The sequence below is a fragment of the Vibrio sp. 10N.261.51.F12 genome, from assembly GCF_041471725.1.
Classification (GTDB): Bacteria; Pseudomonadota; Gammaproteobacteria; order Enterobacterales; family Vibrionaceae; genus Vibrio.
Genome location: NZ_JBFROV010000046.1, coordinates 73,917 through 91,189 on the forward strand (window position 1 = coordinate 73,917; position 17,273 = coordinate 91,189).

Annotated in this window: 15 protein-coding genes and 1 pseudogene; 9 read left to right on the forward strand and 7 right to left on the reverse strand. The window is 45.4% G+C overall.

Annotated elements, in window-relative coordinates:
- Positions 1 to 24 precede the first annotated feature (24 nt).
- Positions 25 to 363, forward strand: a complete 339-nt coding sequence (gene glnB, locus AB4405_RS22035) for a nitrogen regulatory protein P-II (protein WP_102469667.1) — start codon at positions 25 to 27, stop codon at positions 361 to 363.
- Positions 364 to 432: 69 nt separating this feature from the next.
- Entirely contained in the window at positions 433 to 1,278 is an 846-nt protein-coding gene (locus tag AB4405_RS22040) for an endonuclease/exonuclease/phosphatase family protein (RefSeq protein WP_372062841.1), read from the forward strand.
- 110 nt (positions 1,279 to 1,388) lie between these two features.
- Here AB4405_RS22040 and AB4405_RS22045 read toward each other — a convergent pair.
- Both AB4405_RS22045 and gloB read right to left on the reverse strand, forming a co-directional pair.
- Positions 1,389 to 2,786: pseudogene (locus AB4405_RS22045) on the reverse strand (LysM peptidoglycan-binding domain-containing protein); the annotation flags it as partial.
- A gap of 245 nt (positions 2,787 to 3,031) precedes the next feature.
- Positions 3,032 to 3,790: a hydroxyacylglutathione hydrolase gene (gloB, locus tag AB4405_RS22050; protein ID WP_102469670.1), complete on the reverse strand. Its 759-nt coding sequence runs from the start codon at positions 3,788 to 3,790 to the stop codon at positions 3,032 to 3,034.
- Between the two features lie 40 nt (positions 3,791 to 3,830).
- Here gloB and AB4405_RS22055 point away from each other — a divergent pair, with 40 nt between their 5' ends.
- Positions 3,831 to 4,571 carry a class I SAM-dependent methyltransferase gene (locus AB4405_RS22055; protein ID WP_372062842.1) on the forward strand — a complete coding sequence of 247 codons (741 nt, stop codon included), beginning with the start codon at positions 3,831 to 3,833 and terminating at the stop codon, positions 4,569 to 4,571.
- A 105-nt stretch (positions 4,572 to 4,676) separates the two neighbouring features.
- Here the strand turns inward: AB4405_RS22055 and rnhA are convergent, their stop codons facing one another.
- Entirely contained in the window at positions 4,677 to 5,141 is a 465-nt protein-coding gene (gene rnhA / locus AB4405_RS22060; protein ID WP_372062843.1) for a ribonuclease HI, read from the reverse strand.
- A gap of 57 nt (positions 5,142 to 5,198) precedes the next feature.
- Between rnhA and dnaQ the strand changes: the two genes are divergently transcribed.
- Both dnaQ and AB4405_RS22070 read left to right on the forward strand, forming a co-directional pair.
- On the forward strand, positions 5,199 to 5,939 hold the full coding sequence (gene dnaQ / locus AB4405_RS22065; RefSeq protein ID WP_372062844.1) for a DNA polymerase III subunit epsilon: 741 nt from the start codon (positions 5,199 to 5,201) through the stop codon (positions 5,937 to 5,939).
- Positions 5,940 to 5,948: 9 nt separating this feature from the next.
- On the forward strand, positions 5,949 to 7,193 hold the full coding sequence (locus AB4405_RS22070) for a TIGR03503 family protein (protein WP_372062845.1): 1,245 nt from the start codon (positions 5,949 to 5,951) through the stop codon (positions 7,191 to 7,193).
- Positions 7,194 to 7,449: 256 nt separating this feature from the next.
- Here the strand turns inward: AB4405_RS22070 and fadE are convergent, their stop codons facing one another.
- Positions 7,450 to 9,894: an acyl-CoA dehydrogenase FadE gene (gene fadE, locus AB4405_RS22075; protein ID WP_372062846.1), complete on the reverse strand. Its 2,445-nt coding sequence runs from the start codon at positions 9,892 to 9,894 to the stop codon at positions 7,450 to 7,452.
- A gap of 355 nt (positions 9,895 to 10,249) precedes the next feature.
- Here fadE and lpcA point away from each other — a divergent pair, with 355 nt between their 5' ends.
- Together lpcA and AB4405_RS22085 are read left to right on the forward strand one after the other, a co-directional pair.
- A complete protein-coding gene (gene lpcA, locus AB4405_RS22080; protein WP_102469675.1) occupies positions 10,250 to 10,825 on the forward strand; it encodes a D-sedoheptulose 7-phosphate isomerase in 576 nt (191 codons plus the stop codon).
- 76 nt (positions 10,826 to 10,901) lie between these two features.
- The gene (locus AB4405_RS22085) at positions 10,902 to 11,744 is read left to right on the forward strand and encodes a class II glutamine amidotransferase (RefSeq protein WP_102469676.1); all 843 of its coding nucleotides are present in this window, start codon (positions 10,902 to 10,904) and stop codon (positions 11,742 to 11,744) included.
- Positions 11,745 to 11,808: 64 nt separating this feature from the next.
- Here the strand turns inward: AB4405_RS22085 and purN are convergent, their stop codons facing one another.
- Together purN and purM are read right to left on the reverse strand one after the other, a co-directional pair.
- Positions 11,809 to 12,447 (reverse strand): phosphoribosylglycinamide formyltransferase, encoded by a 639-nt coding sequence (gene purN, locus AB4405_RS22090; RefSeq protein ID WP_372062847.1) that lies wholly within the window; start codon positions 12,445 to 12,447, stop codon positions 11,809 to 11,811.
- Between the two features lie 3 nt (positions 12,448 to 12,450).
- Positions 12,451 to 13,491 (reverse strand): phosphoribosylformylglycinamidine cyclo-ligase, encoded by a 1,041-nt coding sequence (gene purM / locus AB4405_RS22095; protein WP_102469678.1) that lies wholly within the window; start codon positions 13,489 to 13,491, stop codon positions 12,451 to 12,453.
- Between the two features lie 243 nt (positions 13,492 to 13,734).
- Between purM and upp the strand changes: the two genes are divergently transcribed.
- Positions 13,735 to 14,361 carry a uracil phosphoribosyltransferase gene (gene upp, locus AB4405_RS22100; protein WP_372062848.1) on the forward strand — a complete coding sequence of 209 codons (627 nt, stop codon included), beginning with the start codon at positions 13,735 to 13,737 and terminating at the stop codon, positions 14,359 to 14,361.
- 90 nt (positions 14,362 to 14,451) lie between these two features.
- On the opposite strand, the gene AB4405_RS22105 is transcribed toward upp, so the two are convergent.
- On the reverse strand, positions 14,452 to 15,693 hold the full coding sequence (locus AB4405_RS22105) for a uracil-xanthine permease family protein (RefSeq protein WP_102469680.1): 1,242 nt from the start codon (positions 15,691 to 15,693) through the stop codon (positions 14,452 to 14,454).
- 272 nt (positions 15,694 to 15,965) lie between these two features.
- Between AB4405_RS22105 and AB4405_RS22110 the strand changes: the two genes are divergently transcribed.
- Positions 15,966 to 17,237, forward strand: coding sequence for a DUF2066 domain-containing protein (locus AB4405_RS22110; RefSeq protein WP_372062849.1), 1,272 nt, complete (start codon positions 15,966 to 15,968; stop codon positions 17,235 to 17,237).
- Positions 17,238 to 17,273: the final 36 nt, after the last annotated feature.

Genomic DNA, 17,273 nt, shown 5'->3' on the forward strand with positions numbered 1-17,273 from the left:
ATAAAAGTGATGTAAGGGAACAACATGAAAAAAATTGAAGCGATTATCAAACCTTTTAAATTGGATGACGTGCGTGAAGCACTTGCTGAGGTGGGTATTACCGGAATGACCGTCTCTGAAGTAAAAGGCTTTGGTCGTCAGAAAGGGCACACTGAACTTTATCGTGGTGCTGAATACATGGTCGATTTCTTGCCTAAAGTGAAGCTGGAGATTGTGGTTTCTAGTGACGTTGCAGATCAATGTGTCGATACAATTATTGAGACGGCGCAGACAGGTAAAATCGGCGACGGAAAAATCTTTATTACCGACATCGAACGTGTCGTCCGTATTCGAACGGGTGAAGAAGACGAAGACGCGATTTAATCGCAATCGGCTAAACTATCAAAAGGAGTAGATATCTACTCCTTTTTTGTTTTTGAGAGGCGACGATAAATGAAACTTAAATGGTTTCTATGGGGCGGACTTGTCACGACAACGCTTGTCATAGCGAGTTTTCAATTGATCTTTACCACGCAAGTGACACCGGAGGTGACCTCTATTCATAGTGGTCATGTCGACACGGAGCTCAAGTGCTATCAGGGCGACGCTGATCAAGCCCTGGATCGTGCCGGTACCCTAAATGTATTAGTTTGGAACATCTACAAGCAAAACCGAGAGAATCTGTTTCCAGAATTAGAAAAGCTTTCCACTGGAAAACAGTTGGCCTTGCTTCAAGAGGCTAATCTAGATCCGACGTTTATGGATTGGCTGAAAAAATCTAACTGGAATAGCAATCAAGTCAGCGCCTTCAAAGCCTTTGATGTTTCTGCTGGAGTCTTGAATTTAAGTACGGCCATGCCGTCTATCGCATGTGCTAATCTGCAAGTCGAGCCTTGGCTAAGGTTGCCTAAATCGGGATTGTATGCAGAGTATGCCTTGAGTAATGGTGCTAAGTTGGTGACGGTGAACCTTCATTCCGTGAACTTTACTATCGGCACCGAGGAGTACATGGCACAACTTGAATCCTTCAAACAAGTCTTGATCACGCATCAAGGCCCGTTACTTATCGCTGGCGATTTTAATAGCTGGAGTGAAGAACGCTTGGGAGTGCTTCACCATGTATTAAAAAAATACGAGATTAAAGAGGTCATGTTTGCTGATGATAACCGTAAACGGTTTTTGAACGGGCTTCCTCTTGATCATATCTTTTATCGAGGTATGAAGTTAGTCTCCTCAGCATCGCCTCAGTCTACCGCTTCAGATCATAACCCATTGATTGCTGAGTTCGATGTTCGATAAGGTTTCGATATTGATATTGATATTGATATTGATATTGATATTGAGAGATAAACGACAGATAAAAAAAGCGGCACAGTGGCCGCTTTTGACTAAATTCTAATGAAGGAAACCTATACGCTGGTTTTTGTCACGTCAACGTAGAGTTTTAGTTTTTGGCCTGGTTTCAGGTAACGCTGTTTATTCAGGCTATTCCATTTCATTACGTCATTGGTTCGGACATTAAACTTATGAGCGATGCCACTCACGGTGTCGCCCGATCGTACCGAATAAAAGACAGTGCGGATGATGGCTCCATTTGAACTGTCTTTCCATATCACTAACTCTTGGCCGATTTTTAGCGTGTCCTTTGGACCCATACCGTTCCATTTTGCTAGGGATTGGTGCGAGACTTTATTAGCCTTTGCAATTAACCATAAGCTATCGCCACTTTTCACTGTATGAGTCAGCTTATAGTTTCCACGAGAGGTCGATTGAGTCGCAGCAAGACGGTTTGAGGCGCTTAATGCATAAGTATCACTGTTTTTCGTCGAGGTCGGTACCAATAGGTATTGCCCAGCACGAATCGTGTTGTTTCTTAAGCCATTGGCATTTTGAATGACTTTGACTGTCGTCTCGTGTTTTTGAGCAATCACACCCAATGAATCACCCGATTGCACCTTGTAGCGAACCAGTCGCATGCCTTTGCCACGGTTTTTATCGAGCTCGGATTTGAATTGGTCCACACTTGAAACGGGTAAAAGTAATGACTGTGGCCCTGCAGGCGCTGTTGCCCATTGATTATAGGCTGGGTTATAACCTTGCAACTCTTTCACTGAAATGCCGGCATATTTTGCAGCAATAGCAAGATCGAGCTGCTCTTCTGGGTCAATGAGTGTTAACGCAGGTTGGTTTGGAATCGCTGGAATGTCGAGACCGTACTTTTCTTGGTTCGCGATGACATCCGCAAGCGCGAGTAGTTTGGGTACATAACTACTGGTCTCTTTGGGTAAGTCGAGAGAGAAAAAGTCTGTCGGTTTGTTGAGCTTTCTATTTTTTCGGATCGCACTGTTAACACGGCCACCGCCACTATTGTAAGCTGCGATAGCGTGGTTCCAGTTGCCATCAAAACGGTTATTTAGCTGAGTGAGAAAATCCAATGCCGCACTTGTTGAGGCGCTCACATCGCGTCGACCATCGTACCAATAGGTCTGCTCTAGGCCAAAGGCTTTACCTGTTGCCGGGACAAACTGCCATAGACCTGCTGCGCTGCCATGTGAATAAGCAAAGGCGTCAAAAGAGCTCTCAACAACAGGGAGTAGCGCGAGTTCTAATGGCAAACCGCGAGCTTCAATTTCTTCTGTGATGAGATAAAGGAATGGCTGAGCACGCTGAGAAACCGTTTTTAGATGGCTTGGGTGTTTAATGTACCATTGGCGATAATAATCCACTTTTGCATGGTCAGGGATCGGCATTTCCAATTGCATCGCTATACGCTTCCACACATCTTTTTGTTCTTGTGGTGTGAGAGCTTTTGGCGCGGATGTAGAAGCATCAACAGAAACAGGTTTAGTTGTTGTATTTTTTGCTGTTTCTGAAGGAGAGTTGGTGGGCTCTGTTGTGGAACTGCTCGAATCTGGCTGAGTCATTTGACATCCAGCCAGCAACAGGGCTAAGGCCCAACTGTATTTCTTATGCATGGTCTTTACTACAACCTCTTACTTGAACGGTCGTGCATAATACTAATACGGCTGGTGCCAACACAAGCACGAAAACGTTAAAATTCGTTTTTCCACTCACGTAATGCGGTAAAAGTAGACACAGGATCGTTGTTGATAGATCTATTTGCAACGGATTTCATGACTTCTTGTTGTTGAGTGCGTAAAAATGGGTTGATGCGTTTTTCAATCAAAATCGAGGTGGGTAACGTTGGGAGACCTTGCACTCGTTTTTGGTTTGCTTGTTCTCGATAGTCGTGAAGAAAGTCATTATGGGGTTCGATGGCCATAGCAAAGGCGAGGTTGCTCAGTGTGTACTCGTGGGTGCAATACACGTCGGTTTCTTCTGGTAGTAGCGTTAGCTTTTGCAAGGAATTAAACATTTGTGCGGGCGTACCTTCAAAAATGCGGCCGCACCCAGCAGAAAACAAAACATCACCGCAGAATAACTTCGCATCGCCTACGTACCCGATGTGATCTAGTGTATGTCCGGGTAAATCAAGAACCAAAAATTCCTCGCCAAATAACTGGATGCGATGCCCCTCCGACACTTGATGAGTTAGATGTAGGATATTCGGATTTTCTGGGCCAATGACCGTGAGGTTAGGGTATTTCGCGACAAGTGCTCCAATGCCGTTTACATGGTCCCAATGATGGTGAGTGACCAAAATGGTGGTTAGCTCGAGTTGATGTTGCTCTAAATATGCGATGACAGGTTCGGCATCTCCGGGATCGACAACAGCACACAACTTCTGGTTATTTTGAATCAGCCAGATGTAATTATCATTAAATGCGGGTATGCTTTTGATATGTAACATTGTTGTTTCTCCAATTCACTTTGAGAGAGAGCGCGAAAATATGAAGCCAGCACGCAGCAAGAAAAAAGTCGATCATCCTCATTCTTGGGAAGAACTTGCCAATGGTCAATGGGTTTCTGAATCCATTCAGACTCGTTTGGATGAATGGTGCCCGAAGCTTTTTGGTTATCATATGCTTAAGCTTGGTGGTTTAAGTTGCGAATTAACAAGCTGTAATTGCAATATACAGCATCAAGTTAATTTAGACGCTAAAAATCCACTGCACAATATTATCGCAGATCGCTATGAACTGCCTTTTCTAGAAAAGAGCTTTGATGCTGTGATTCTGTCTCATCAGTTAGAGTATAGCGAGGATCCTCATCGGCTTTTACGTGAGGTTGATCGAGTAATGATTGATGATGGCTACCTGATCATTACCGGCTTTAATCCCGTTAGTTTTACGGGGTTAGCGAGCTTAATGCCTTGGCGTCGAAACAACTTCCCGTGGAGTGGGCGCATGTTTACACCAAATCGAATTCGTGATTGGTTAAGCGTGTTGAACTATCAGGTTGTGCATGCCGATAGCTACGCCTTATTTCCTATGAAACGTAACCGAACCATGTGGACATGGTTAGAGAGCAGCATTGGAGATTGGGCGTCACCGATGGGGAGTTTATATTTTATCGTGGCGCGGAAACGGACGTATCCATTGAAGCCTATTAAGCCTCATTGGAACTTGAAAAAGAAGCTCACGCCTGTGAGCTTAAACTATCGAACAACAGATAAACGCAACACCAACTAGGTTCGTGCTCTCTGATTAGTGGTTAGCTTAGTGGTTAGCTTAGAGGTTAGCTTAGTGGTTAGCTTAGAGGTTAGCTTAGGGGATGTTAGTCAGGTAACCGTCGTATTAACTCGGTTGATAACCCACATCTTCTTCGCTTGGGTTTTCGGCGCCGTGTCTTGCAAGCTCGTCGCACATTTCATTTTCACGATGACCGGCGTGACCTTTAACCCAACGCCAATCGACAGAGTGGCGCGCTGTTTCTTCATCCAGTGCTTTCCAAAGATCCGCATTTTTTACTGGTTTTTTGTCTGCTGTCTTCCAGCCACGTTTTTTCCAATTATGGATCCACTGCGTAATACCTTGGCGCACATATTGGCTATCCGTGGTGAGGATGACATTGCAGGGCTCTTTTAGTGTCTTGAGCGCGACGATCGTCGCCATCATCTCCATACGGTTGTTGGTCGTTAGCTGGTAGCCCTTCGACAGTTTTTTTTCTGTTTGCTTATAGCGTAGTACGATGCCGTATCCACCAGGTCCCGGATTGCCTAAGCACGATCCATCAGTGAAAATTTCAACCTGTTTCGTCATGATTTGATACTATGTCGGTCTGTAACTTTATTAATATAGTCTGACATACAAAACATCATGAATACCAGCCTCAATTCAGAACAGCGCAGAATCATCGTACTCGATACCGAAACGACGGGTATGAACCGTGAAGGTGGCCCTCATTATCTCGGGCATCGGATCATTGAAATTGGTGCTGTCGAGATCATCAATCGAAAATTCACAGGTAGACATTTCCATGTCTACATTAAGCCCGATCGCCTTATCCAGACTGAAGCGATTGCGGTGCACGGTATTACGGATGAGTTTTTATTAGATAAACCGGAATACAAGCAAATTCATGATGAGTTTCTCGAGTTTATCAAAGGCGCTGAGCTGGTGGCTCATAATGCCCCCTTCGATGTCGGCTTTATGGATCTTGAGTTTTCCATGGTTAATGCCAACGTTGGAAAAACGGAAGATTACTGCAAGATCACCGATACGCTGGCGATGGCCAAACGCATGGCTAACATGCCAGCAAGGAAAAACCTTGATTCGTTAGCAAAGCATTACACGATAGATACGTCAGCTCGTATCTTGCACGGCGCTTTACTCGATGCGGAGATCCTCGCCGACGTTTACTTGTCCATGACCGGTGGGCAAACCAATTTACAGTTTAATGCTGGACAATCTGGGGACTCTGACTCAGAAATGATCAAAAGATTAACGACGGGACGAAAAGCGCTAAAGGTTTTGCAGGCAACGGCCGATGAAATAGAGGCGCATAATTCGCGTTTGGATATTGTAGAAAAAGGCGGTAACTGTTTGTGGCGCCAGTAGGAGAGAAACATGCAGAGGGTTTTTATCGCGTTTGGCCTGTGGCTAGTGCTGCTGGGGAGCGCCGTCGCCAGTGAGTCCTCGATGTCCTTTTTGGATAACCGGTTTCGAGTCGACGAAACCGTTGAGCAAATAACCTTTCTCGTTTATCGACAAGACAATTCACGCCCGGTCACCCTCGTTCGTCCTGATGGGAAAAAATATTACGCGTGGAAGCACCCTGACAATGTCAATTGGATTGAAGAACCCACCGCTGATATTATTACGGTTGAACATCCAATGCCGGGTCCATGGCAAGCCATTGGTAAGGTTACCCCAAAAAATAATATTCAGTTAGTGTCTAAGCTAAGCCTAAAAGCGGAGACGTTACCTGAACGTTTGTATCAAGGTGAGAAGGTTAAATTTACCGCGCATCTATTGAGTGATGATCAGCCTTTGATTATCGAAAATATTCTCACGCACGTGAACCTAAAAGTAGTGATGACACGCTATCTCGAAGAGCAAGAAGCTCAAACGTCTGATACGCGCCCCATCCCAATTGTCATTGGTGAGTTTTTTGATAATGGGCAAGGGTTAGATGAGCGAGCGGGCGATGGGATTTTTACGGTTACGTTACCCATTACAATTGAACCTGGAAAATACAATGTTCGTATTACGACCGGGAATGGTGTTTTTTTGCGAGCACTAGAACAGGAAGTGTTTGTGTACCCAACGCCGTTTACGACTCGGTTTGTTCAAGGCGATGTCAACTCGCCGCATGAAGTCGTGATGCGCGGCGAGCCCGCCACAATTCAAGCCGGAAGCTTAACAGCGTCAATTGAACTCACGTCACCGAGCGATAGCGAGCAGGTCGTTCAGGTTCAGGCACAAGCGAATGAAATGATGCTCACTTCTTTGTTCACGGACCTTAATGAAATGGGCACCTATAAGTGGACAGGGCATGTTTATGCGAATGAGGCATCGACAGATCGAGAACTAGTATTCGACTTACCTGAGCGGTCTTTTAGCGTGGTTGGCGCGATTGATTTAGTGAAGGCTAAGGCGCTGCAAGAAGCGGCACGCAAGGCAAAGAAGAAAGCTGAGCAAGAAGCTCAAATTGCTCTGCATCGTGAAACGGTTCGGCAGCGCGCCATTATGGCGATTGTGATAGGCAACACCGTATTGTTGGTCATTGGTGGACTGATTTGGTGGCTGATAAGGCGCAAACGAGCGATAAAAGCCGTGACACCAGAAATGCAGTTAAAGATGCCAGGGTAAGGGAAGCCGTATCTCGATACGATTCTGCTTTATGGTAAAAGTGTTAGATGATTGCCGCGATGTGGGGATGTGCCAAAGACAAGCGTTGAAAACGGAATCATCTAATAAATGGCCTAACACGAGTAATGGCAAAATAATCCCGTCTTAAAAACAAAAAATGCCAACCGCAAAGGTTGGCATTTTTTAGTTTAACGCATGCACTGTCGTGTCATATCAATAGTCGTTATATCCTATTTACAGTCACGTTATAACAAGGTTACGCCACTTCCTCCATCGTTGGATAAACCGGCTTTGCTGCCAGCTCCTCAGGGGAGAAATCGTCGACATTGATGGTATACAGGCGGTGCGCTTCAGCGGTATGAAGTATGACGGCTTCTTCTTTGCTAATGAGCCCCTTCTCTAGACCGATTTCTGCAACCTCTCCAAGGTTGGTAAATGGTCGGCGCTGTCCGAGTTCTTTACAGATTTTATTGAAAATAGGCTCTGCTTTTAACACCATCTCAAGCGCTTGTTCAATACGGCCTGCCGGGTTGAATTCGGTTGGTTCTAAGTATTGTCCGCGACCTAAGCGGCTACGTGCCCCTGACGGTGTTTGTAAGATTCGAGCAACTTGGCTATCAAGTTTATCTGATGGTGCTTGTCGTACGGTACCTAGTGGCATTACAACCCAACGTAACACACGCCCAATCATTCGGTTAGGGAAGTTAGCAAGGAAGTCATCAAGTGCTTGCTCTGTTTGTTTCAAGCTGTCTTGTAGACCCCAGTGCAAGAGAGGTAAATCTTCACTCTGACGGCCTTCGTTGTCAAAACGCTTGAGTGCAGCAGTGCTCAGGTAGAGCTGGCTTAAGATATCACCAAGACGCGCGGATAAACGTTCTTTGCGTTTTAGTGAACCACCCAGTACGGCCATTGAGACATCGGATAACAACGCTAGGTTAGCGCTGTAGCGATTGAGTTGCTGGTAATAACGCTTGGTCGCATCTTTATACGGTGCGTCTGAACCACGACCATCGGTGAGGCCGAGCCATAAACTGCGGACAAAGTTACTCACCGCAAACGAAACGTGACCGGCTAATGCTTTGTCAAACTCTGAGACTGCGCTGTTATCTGTTGAGTAAGCCGCTTCCATCTCTTTCAGTACGTAAGGGTGGCAACGAATCGCACCTTGACCATAAATGATCATAGAGCGTGTAAGGATATTAGCGCCTTCGACCGTTATCGCAATGGGTGCGCCTTGATAACCACGGGCTAGGAAGTTCGACGGACCTAAGCAGATGCCTTTACCGCCAACGATGTCCATGGCGTCAATAATGCATTGCTGTCCTCTGTGGGTGCAGTGATATTTGACGATGGCAGAAATAACCGAAGGCTTCTCACCTAAATCAATGCCGGCTACTGTTAAACTGCTGGCCGCATCCATAACGTAGGTGTTACCAGCAATGCGAGCCAATGGCTCTTCAATGCCTTCCATATGACCAATCGGTTGTTTAAATTGTCGACGGATTCGAGCGTAAGCACCAGTCGCCAGTGCCGCCGTTTTTATACCACCGGTCGAATTGGATGGTAGGGTAATTCCGCGCCCTACGGATAAACATTCAACCAGCATACGCCAGCCTTGTCCGGCCATTTTAGGGCCACCGATGATGAAATCGAGAGGAACGAATAGTGACTGTGCTCGTGTTGGACCATTTTGGAATGGCAGGTTCAGTGGGAAGTGGCGGTTACCAATTTCCACACCTTTTAAGTCGGTCGGTATTAGTGCACATGTAATGCCTAGGTCGGCTTTATCTCCGATTAGACCATCGGGGTCTCTAAGCTTAAATGCGAGCCCAAGCACTGTTGCGACAGGTGCAAGCGTGATGTAACGCTTGTTCCATGTCAGGCTCATACCGAGTACTTCTTTTCCTTCCCATTGGCCTTTGCAAACCACACCAAAGTCTGGAATGGACCCAGCATCAGATCCCGCTTCAGGGCTGGTGAGGGCAAAGCACGGAATTTCTTTCCCAACAGCAAGCCTTGGAAGGTAATAATCTCTTTGTTCTTCTGTACCATAATGTTGAAGTAATTCACCGGGACCTAACGAGTTTGGTACGCCGACGGTCGACGATAAAACACTCGAAACACCGGTGAGTTTTTGCAATACCAAAGACTGTGCATAGGCAGAAAACTGCAATCCGCCGTATTGTTTCTTGATGATCATCGCAAAGAACTTGTGATCTTTGAGGTATTGCCAGATCTCAGGAGGAAGGTCGGCAAGCTCGTGGGTGACTTGATAGTCATTCACCATTGCGCAGACTTCATTGACTGGGCCATCTAAGAATTCTTGCTCTTCTTTACTTAGCTTGGGCGCGCTGATTTGCTGCAGTTTTTGCCAGTTAGGCTTGCCTTTAAACAGCTCTGCTTCCCACCAGACTGTTCCTGCATCCAGTGCTTCTTTCTCTGTTTGAGACATCGCAGGCAAGACCTTTTTAAACACAGCGAGTGCTTTTGCTGAGATCAGAGATTGGCGCAGTGCAGGGATGCAAGTGATAGAGATGAGAACAACATAAACACTCCATGCGATGACACCAAAGGTGCCAAGTAGTGTTCCTATCGCCATTGCTGCAGTAACGAGTATAAGAGATTTTGCTAAGGATGAACGTTGATAAAAGCTAACGCAAACCGCTCCGAGCAAAATGACAGTAGAGAGCAAGATGTCCATGATGGTTCCTTTATCTGGTAGTGATGATGTTTTGATTGTTATCGTTATTGGGTTGTTATCGTTATCGTGGGTTTGACGGCTACACGTTAACTCGCGTTAAAGGTAAGAGGTCAAACCAGTTGGTAGTGTAACTGAAATATTGCACAAATGTAAAATTTGAGGGTGTTTGTCATCACATAACTGGCAGAACGCAAAGTTTGCTCGCGAGAGAGAGGGGGGTAGTAAAAACAATAAAAAATTGATGATAGGAGGCGTATTGAGGGGGGCTAGCTATCGACAGCCTCTCTGATTTATAGGTACACTCAAGTTAATCGATTACTGCCGACCCTATCGGTGAAACAAAGAGAAGAGTCCTATGTACCAAGATCTGATTAAAAGTGAATTGAGCGAAGCCGCTGATGTCTTGAACCAATTTCTAAGTGATGACGATAACATTGCCAAAATTGAAGCGGCTGCGAAAATGATTGCGGCTTCATTTAAAGAAGACGGTAAGGTTTTGTCCTGTGGTAACGGAGGGTCTCATTGTGACGCCATGCATTTTGCGGAAGAGCTAACAGGGCGCTACAGAGAAAATAGACCGGGTTACGCGGGTATTGCTATTTCTGATGTTAGCCACTTATCGTGCGTGAGTAACGATTTTGGTTATGATTATGTTTTTTCGCGTTACGTCGAGGCGGTAGGGCGTAAAGGCGACGTGTTGTTTGGACTGTCTACCTCTGGTAACTCTGCGAACATCTTAAAGGCAATTGAAGCAGCAAAAGAAAAAGGTATGACGACCATCGCGCTAACAGGTAAAGATGGCGGAAAAATGGCGGGTTTAGCGGATATTGAAATTCGTGTACCGCACTTCGGTTACGCGGATCGTATTCAAGAAATACACATCAAGATCATCCATATTATTATTCAACTGATTGAAAAAGAGATGGAATAATCGAGTTAAGCGTCGTAGAAAATCGTTGTAGCGTCATCGCATCGTAGAATAAAGATTATGGAGAATAAGGGACGTAATGTGTGAATTGCTTGGCATGAGCGCCAATGTGCCAACTGACATCTGTTTTAGCTTTACAGGTTTGATTCAGAGAGGCGGCAATACGGGGCCTCATAAGGATGGATGGGGGATCACTTTCTATGAAGGAAAGGGGTTCCGCACGTTCAAAGATCCTAATCAAAGTTGTGATTCGCAGATCGCTGAGTTGGTGCAAAGTTACCCTATTAAAAGTCGGGCGGTCGTCAGTCATATTCGTCAAGCGAACCGTGGCCAGGTGAACTTAGAAAATACCCACCCATTTACACGCGAGCTTTGGGGACGGTATTGGACATTTGCGCACAATGGGCAGCTGAGCAACTATGATAGCTTAGCAATCGGGCGCCATAGACCCGTTGGTGAAACGGATAGTGAGCTATCATTTTGTTGGCTGCTAAACAAATTGGAAGCTCGCTTTCCTGAGCCACCTCAAGATATGATGGCCATGTTCCAGTATGTTGCTGAATGTTGCGATGAATTGCGTCAGTTTGGTGTCTATAACATGCTCTTAAGTGACGGTGAGTTTGTGATGACGTTCTGTACCAATCATTTGTATTGGATTACACGTAAAGCGCCATTTGGCCAAGCCACATTGCTGGATGAAGATGTTACGATTAACTTCCAAATGGAAACGACGTTGAACGATGTCGTATCGGTCGTAGCGACTCAGCCATTAACGGGTAATGAGACTTGGCACCGAATGAAGCCCGGTGAATTTAATCTATTTCACTTCGGTGAGCGGGTGCTGAGTAATTCTGATGATTTATCTGATGTGCCTCATGCCGCCGTAAAACCTGCGAGTCAGGCGCCAACAGAATCATTGTAATGATTTGTTTTAAATATAAAAAAAGCGAGTGTTAGACACTCGCTTTTTTATGTTTACTATTTGGCTATTTATCGGCGTACCCTTGGGTACCGAGAGCTTGACCATCCAAAATAGCTTTGCTGCCATCCATGGAAAGCCTATCTTCAACAAACCATTTAACCACAAGTGGGTAGATCTGATGCTCTTGGACTTGAATACGTTGTTCTAGTAATTCCACAGTATCATTATCAAACACAGGCACTTTTGCTTGTAGGATGATTGGACCGCCATCTAATTTCTCAGTGACGAAGTGGATACTGGTTCCATGGTGTTCATCGCAGTTATCAATAGCACGTTGATGTGTGTGGAGACCCGGATATTTCGGCAACAATGAGGGATGAATATTGATCATCTTCCCCATATAGTGACGAACAAACTCACCACTCAAAATGCGCATGTAACCTGCTAAAACCAGTAAATCAGGGTGGTGCTTGTCAATGCGTCGCATTAGCTCTGCATCAAAGGCTTCTCGTGATTCACTTGCTTTTGGGTCAAGGAATTCAGCTTCGGCACCTGCATTTCTAGCACGTTCGAGAGCAAATGCTGACTCTTTATTAGAAAATACAGCACGAACTTTAGCGTTCGTGATTGAGCCTTCACAAGCATCAATAATTGCCTGTAAATTCGTGCCATTCCCTGAAACTAAAACAACGATATTCTTCATGAATTACTTGATCTCTACTTGCTCTTCGCCGGCTTCAGCTTGTGCAATCTCACCAATAACCCAAGCGTTCTCGCCTTCAGCTTGTAAAAGTGCAACTGCTGCGTCAGCTTGCTCTTTAGGAAGTGCGACAATTAGGCCCACACCACAGTTGAACGTACGATACATTTCGAATGTCTCAACGTTGCCTTTTTCTTGTAGCCAGTTGAAAATTGCAGGCCATTCCCAGCTCTTGCCGTCGATGACTGCTTTAGTGCCTTCAGGAAGTACGCGAGGGATGTTTTCCCAGAAACCACCGCCTGTGATGTGAGAGATCGCATGGATATCATGCTCAGCAATCATTTTAAGCGCTGATTTGATGTAGATTTTCGTTGGTTCGAGTAGGTGCTCACCAATGGTGCGCTCACCGAGAACTTCATTTTTGTCTGCGCCAGATACTTCAAGTACCTTGCGAATCAAAGAGTAGCCGTTTGAGTGTGGGCCACTTGAACCAACAGCGATAAGTGCATTTCCTGCGGCAACTTTAGTTCCGTCAATAATGTCTGCTTTTTCAACAACGCCAACACAGAAACCAGCGACGTCGTAATCGTCACCTTCATACATGCCTGGCATTTCAGCAGTTTCACCACCAATCAGTGCACAACCAGCTTGTACACAACCTTCTGCAATACCAGATACAACATCCGCTGCTGTGTCGATATCTAGCTTACCTGTTGCGTAATAATCCAAGAAAAATAGTGGCTCACCACCTTGAACGATAAGATCGTTCACACACATTGCGACTAAATCGATGCCAATGGTGTCATGTTTTTTAAGGTCGAGTGCAAGACGTAGTTTTGTACCAACGCCGTCTGTACCTGATACGAGTACCGGCTCTTTGTATTTAGTTGGCAACTCACATAAAGCACCAAATCCACCGATGCCTCCCATTACTTCAGGGCGACGAGTGCGCTTAACCGCGCCTTTAATACGGTCAACTAATGCATTACCAGCATCAATGTCTACACCAGCGTCTTTATAGCTTAGGGAAGTGTTGTTTCCGCTCACGGGACAGTCCTCGATAAATAATTGGAAGTGAAAAGCGGCGCTATTCTAACAGGGGTTTATACAAAAAGGGAAACGTTTGCGTAAGAAAGTTTAAACTATTTTCTGTTCTCTTGTTTTGTAAGAAGGCAGAAGAATATCGCCGTTGATTTGACTGAAAAAGGAGGGAAATGTCGAAACTCAACTGAAATAAAGGAACAAAGCATGTATAATTTTGTGGTTTTGTAAAAATTGCCGGAGTTGGACATGAAAGTTGTTGAAGTTAAACACCCTCTTGTGAAGCACAAACTAGGTTTGATGCGTGAAGGGGATATCAGCACAAAGCGTTTTCGTGAGCTTGCTACTGAAGTTGGTAGCTTATTAACTTATGAAGCGACAGCAGATTTTGAAACAGAGAAAGTGACCATCAATGGTTGGAACGGTCCTGTTGAAGTCGATCAAATTAAAGGCAAAAAGGTCACGGTAGTGCCAATCCTGCGTGCTGGTTTAGGCATGATGGATGGTGTACTTGAGCATATGCCAAGTGCTCGTATCAGTGTCGTTGGTATTTATCGTGACGAAGAAACACTAGAGCCAGTGCCTTACTTTAATAAATTGGCATCCAATATTGATGAGCGTATTGCTTTAGTTGTTGACCCAATGCTAGCAACGGGTGGCTCCATGATTGCCACCATCGACCTGCTAAAAGAGAAAGGCTGTAAGTCGATCAAGGTGTTGGTACTAGTGGCGGCGCCAGAAGGTATTGAAGCATTAGAAAAAGCACACCCAGAGGTTGAGCTGTATACGGCGGCTATTGATGAGTGCTTGAACGATAAAGGTTATATTGTTCCTGGGCTTGGAGATGCAGGCGATAAGATTTTTGGTACTCAATAATCAATTGAGTCCAGTATGAAAAAGGCTGACATTTGTCAGCCTTTTTACTTTTTACTTTTTACTTTTTTACTTTTTTACTGTGTTTGCGTTTTAGTCTTCGATCTGTGCATTGTCTACGACCTTGTTGTCACCTAGGTCATCAGGGAGGATAAGATTAAGAATAATCGCGACGATACCGCATAAGCTGACGCCCTGTAGGCTAAACTCGCCAATACCAAATGCCATTCCACCAATACCGAAAACTAATGTAATCGCCACAATGACAAGGTTGCGAGATTTATGTAGGTCAACGTTATTTTTAATCAAGGTATTCAATCCTACTGTTGCGATAGAACCAAACAATAAGATCATGATGCCACCCATTACCGGAACAGGGATTGTTTGCAAAATCGCGCCTAGTTTGCCGACTAAAGCAAGAACAATGGCGGTGACCGCAGCCCAGGTCATGATTACAGGATTAAATGCTTTCGTTAGCATAACTGCACCTGTCACTTCGCTGTATGTCGTATTGGGTGGCGCGCCCATCATGGATGCGGCAATCGTTGCAATTCCGTCACCGGCAATGGTGCGATGCAAACCTGGCTTCTTGAGGTAGTCTTTGCCCGTTACGTTCGAGATCGCAAGCATATCCCCCACATGCTCAACGGCAGGTGCAATGGCGACGGGTAACATAAACAGTATCGCATTGATGTTGAATTCTGGGGCTGTGAAGTTTGGCATGGATAACCAAGAAGCTTGCACGACAGGGGTGAAATCAACAACGCCGAAGAACAAGCTAGTAATATAGCCAGCAGAAATTCCGCTCACAATCGGTAAAAGCTTTAAAAAGCCTCGAGAGAAAACACTGACACCAATAGTGACGAGTAAAGAAATGCTCGAGATCCACAGCGCTGCATCAGAATCGATTAGCTGAATGCCACCATCGCCTGATTTGCCTAACGCCATATTGACCGCAACCGGTGCCAAGCCCAAGCCGATGACCATAATGACAGGACCGACGACAACGGGTGGTAGTAGCTTGTGGATGATGGCGACACCACGAACCTTAATCAACACCCCCATTAGTACATAAACAACCCCTGCGGCCATTAGGCCACCCATAGTTGCTCCTACACCCCATGTTTGAACGCCGAACATAATCGGCGCAATAAACGCAAAAGAAGAGGCGAGAAAAATAGGCACACTGCGTTTAGTCACGAGTTGGAATAATAAGGTACCGACACCCGCTCCGAAGAGGGCGACATTTGGGTCGAGTCCAGTCAATAAGGGGACAAGTACTAAGGAGCCAAATGCAACGAACAGCATTTGAGACCCTTGAAGGATAGTTTTCATGATATCAATTCCAGGCAAGTCATAAGCACACCTAACGGTCGTCAGGCAAACGCGCGAGATAGTACCATCTTGTAATCGATTACTTAATGATCTTAGTAAATAAAACCGGTTTATTGTTACAAATATCGCAATACTTGGCTTGACAACCTATTGCTAAAGCCAATTAGATTGCTTGTGCGCAATAATTTAACCAAACCTTGAAGCAGTCTGCTTGCTCCTACTCCCATGTTTGCTTATTATTCCGACTTATATCTTTGTTATTTAGGATTCCTATGCGTTATTTTGCTTGGTTGTTGGTTGGACTGTGTTCATTACCAGCGTATGCGTTGACTAAAGTTGATGTTTATTCAACTCAAATAGTGGTTAACACTGAAGAGCCAAATGCCGATGAGATCGCTCGTCAGCAAGGAATGCTAGAGGTGTTGGTGCGTGCGAGTGGTGATGTCAATATTGCTTCAAACGCCGTGGTGAAAAAGGCACTGAGTAAGAACTCTCGCTATATTTCTCAACTGGGTTACACCCAAGTAGAAGGCAAGCAGGCGTTGAGCATGAAGTTTAATAGCACTCAAATTGGTGTGTTACTTCAACAAGCGGATTCAGCAATGTGGCCTGCTGAACGCAGTAATATTATGGTCTGGCTAGTGGAAGACAACGGCTATGATCGATCAATAGCGTGGGAACATACTAACTCTCAAACGGCGCAGCAATTACGTGACGAAGCGAAAAAACGTGGCTTACCACTGACTTTTCCTGTCGGTGATTTTGACGATATGACGGGCATTCAAACCACAGATTTGTGGGGAGGATTTGTTGGCGCTATTGGACAAGCGACGCAACGTTATCCCGTTGATGCCGTTATGGTTATTAAAGCGAACGGAAAGCAGTTACGTTGGTCGCTTTATGACCAAAGTCCCGCCAGTATGGGAAATACGCAAGTCGCGCCAATAACAGGCGGAGCGTCGGGTGAGCTATCGGCCCAAAGCTTGATTGCTCAGGTGAGTGATTACTACGCATCTAAAAACACTACCCTTGTGAGTGGTGATAGTGCCGGCTCCGTGACGGTGTCCTTTACGGGGATGACAAGCGCCGATGCCTTTTTTACTTTAGAGCGAGCGCTAGGTCGATTAGCGTCAACAGCAAAAGTTGACGTTGCCGAAATCCGCGGTGAAACGGTGATTGTACGAATCGCGTTGTTGGGGTCGATTGATTCTTTTGAGCAAGAAGTATTGAAGCTTGGTTTGGTCAAAAAAGTGGAAGTGATTGAAGAAGTGCCAAACTCAGTAGATGAAAGCACCTTAGTCAACGACAAGGTTGTCGGCGCTCTGGATGAGGTCGAAAACAGTAATGCGACATCTCAAGCCGTGTCACCTCAAATCTCTGAAAACACAGCTACGAGTGCAGAGGCCGCCAGTGCGTCTGATATTGGTGCTGCGGTCAGCGATGTATCTCAACCCGAATTGCTCCCTGCAGACAATGCTGTCAGCGAAAAAACCGCCTCAGGCCTTATCGATAAACCGAAACTGGCATTTGAATGGCTGTACTAATTCTATTGCAATAATCAAATAACAGACATAAAAAAG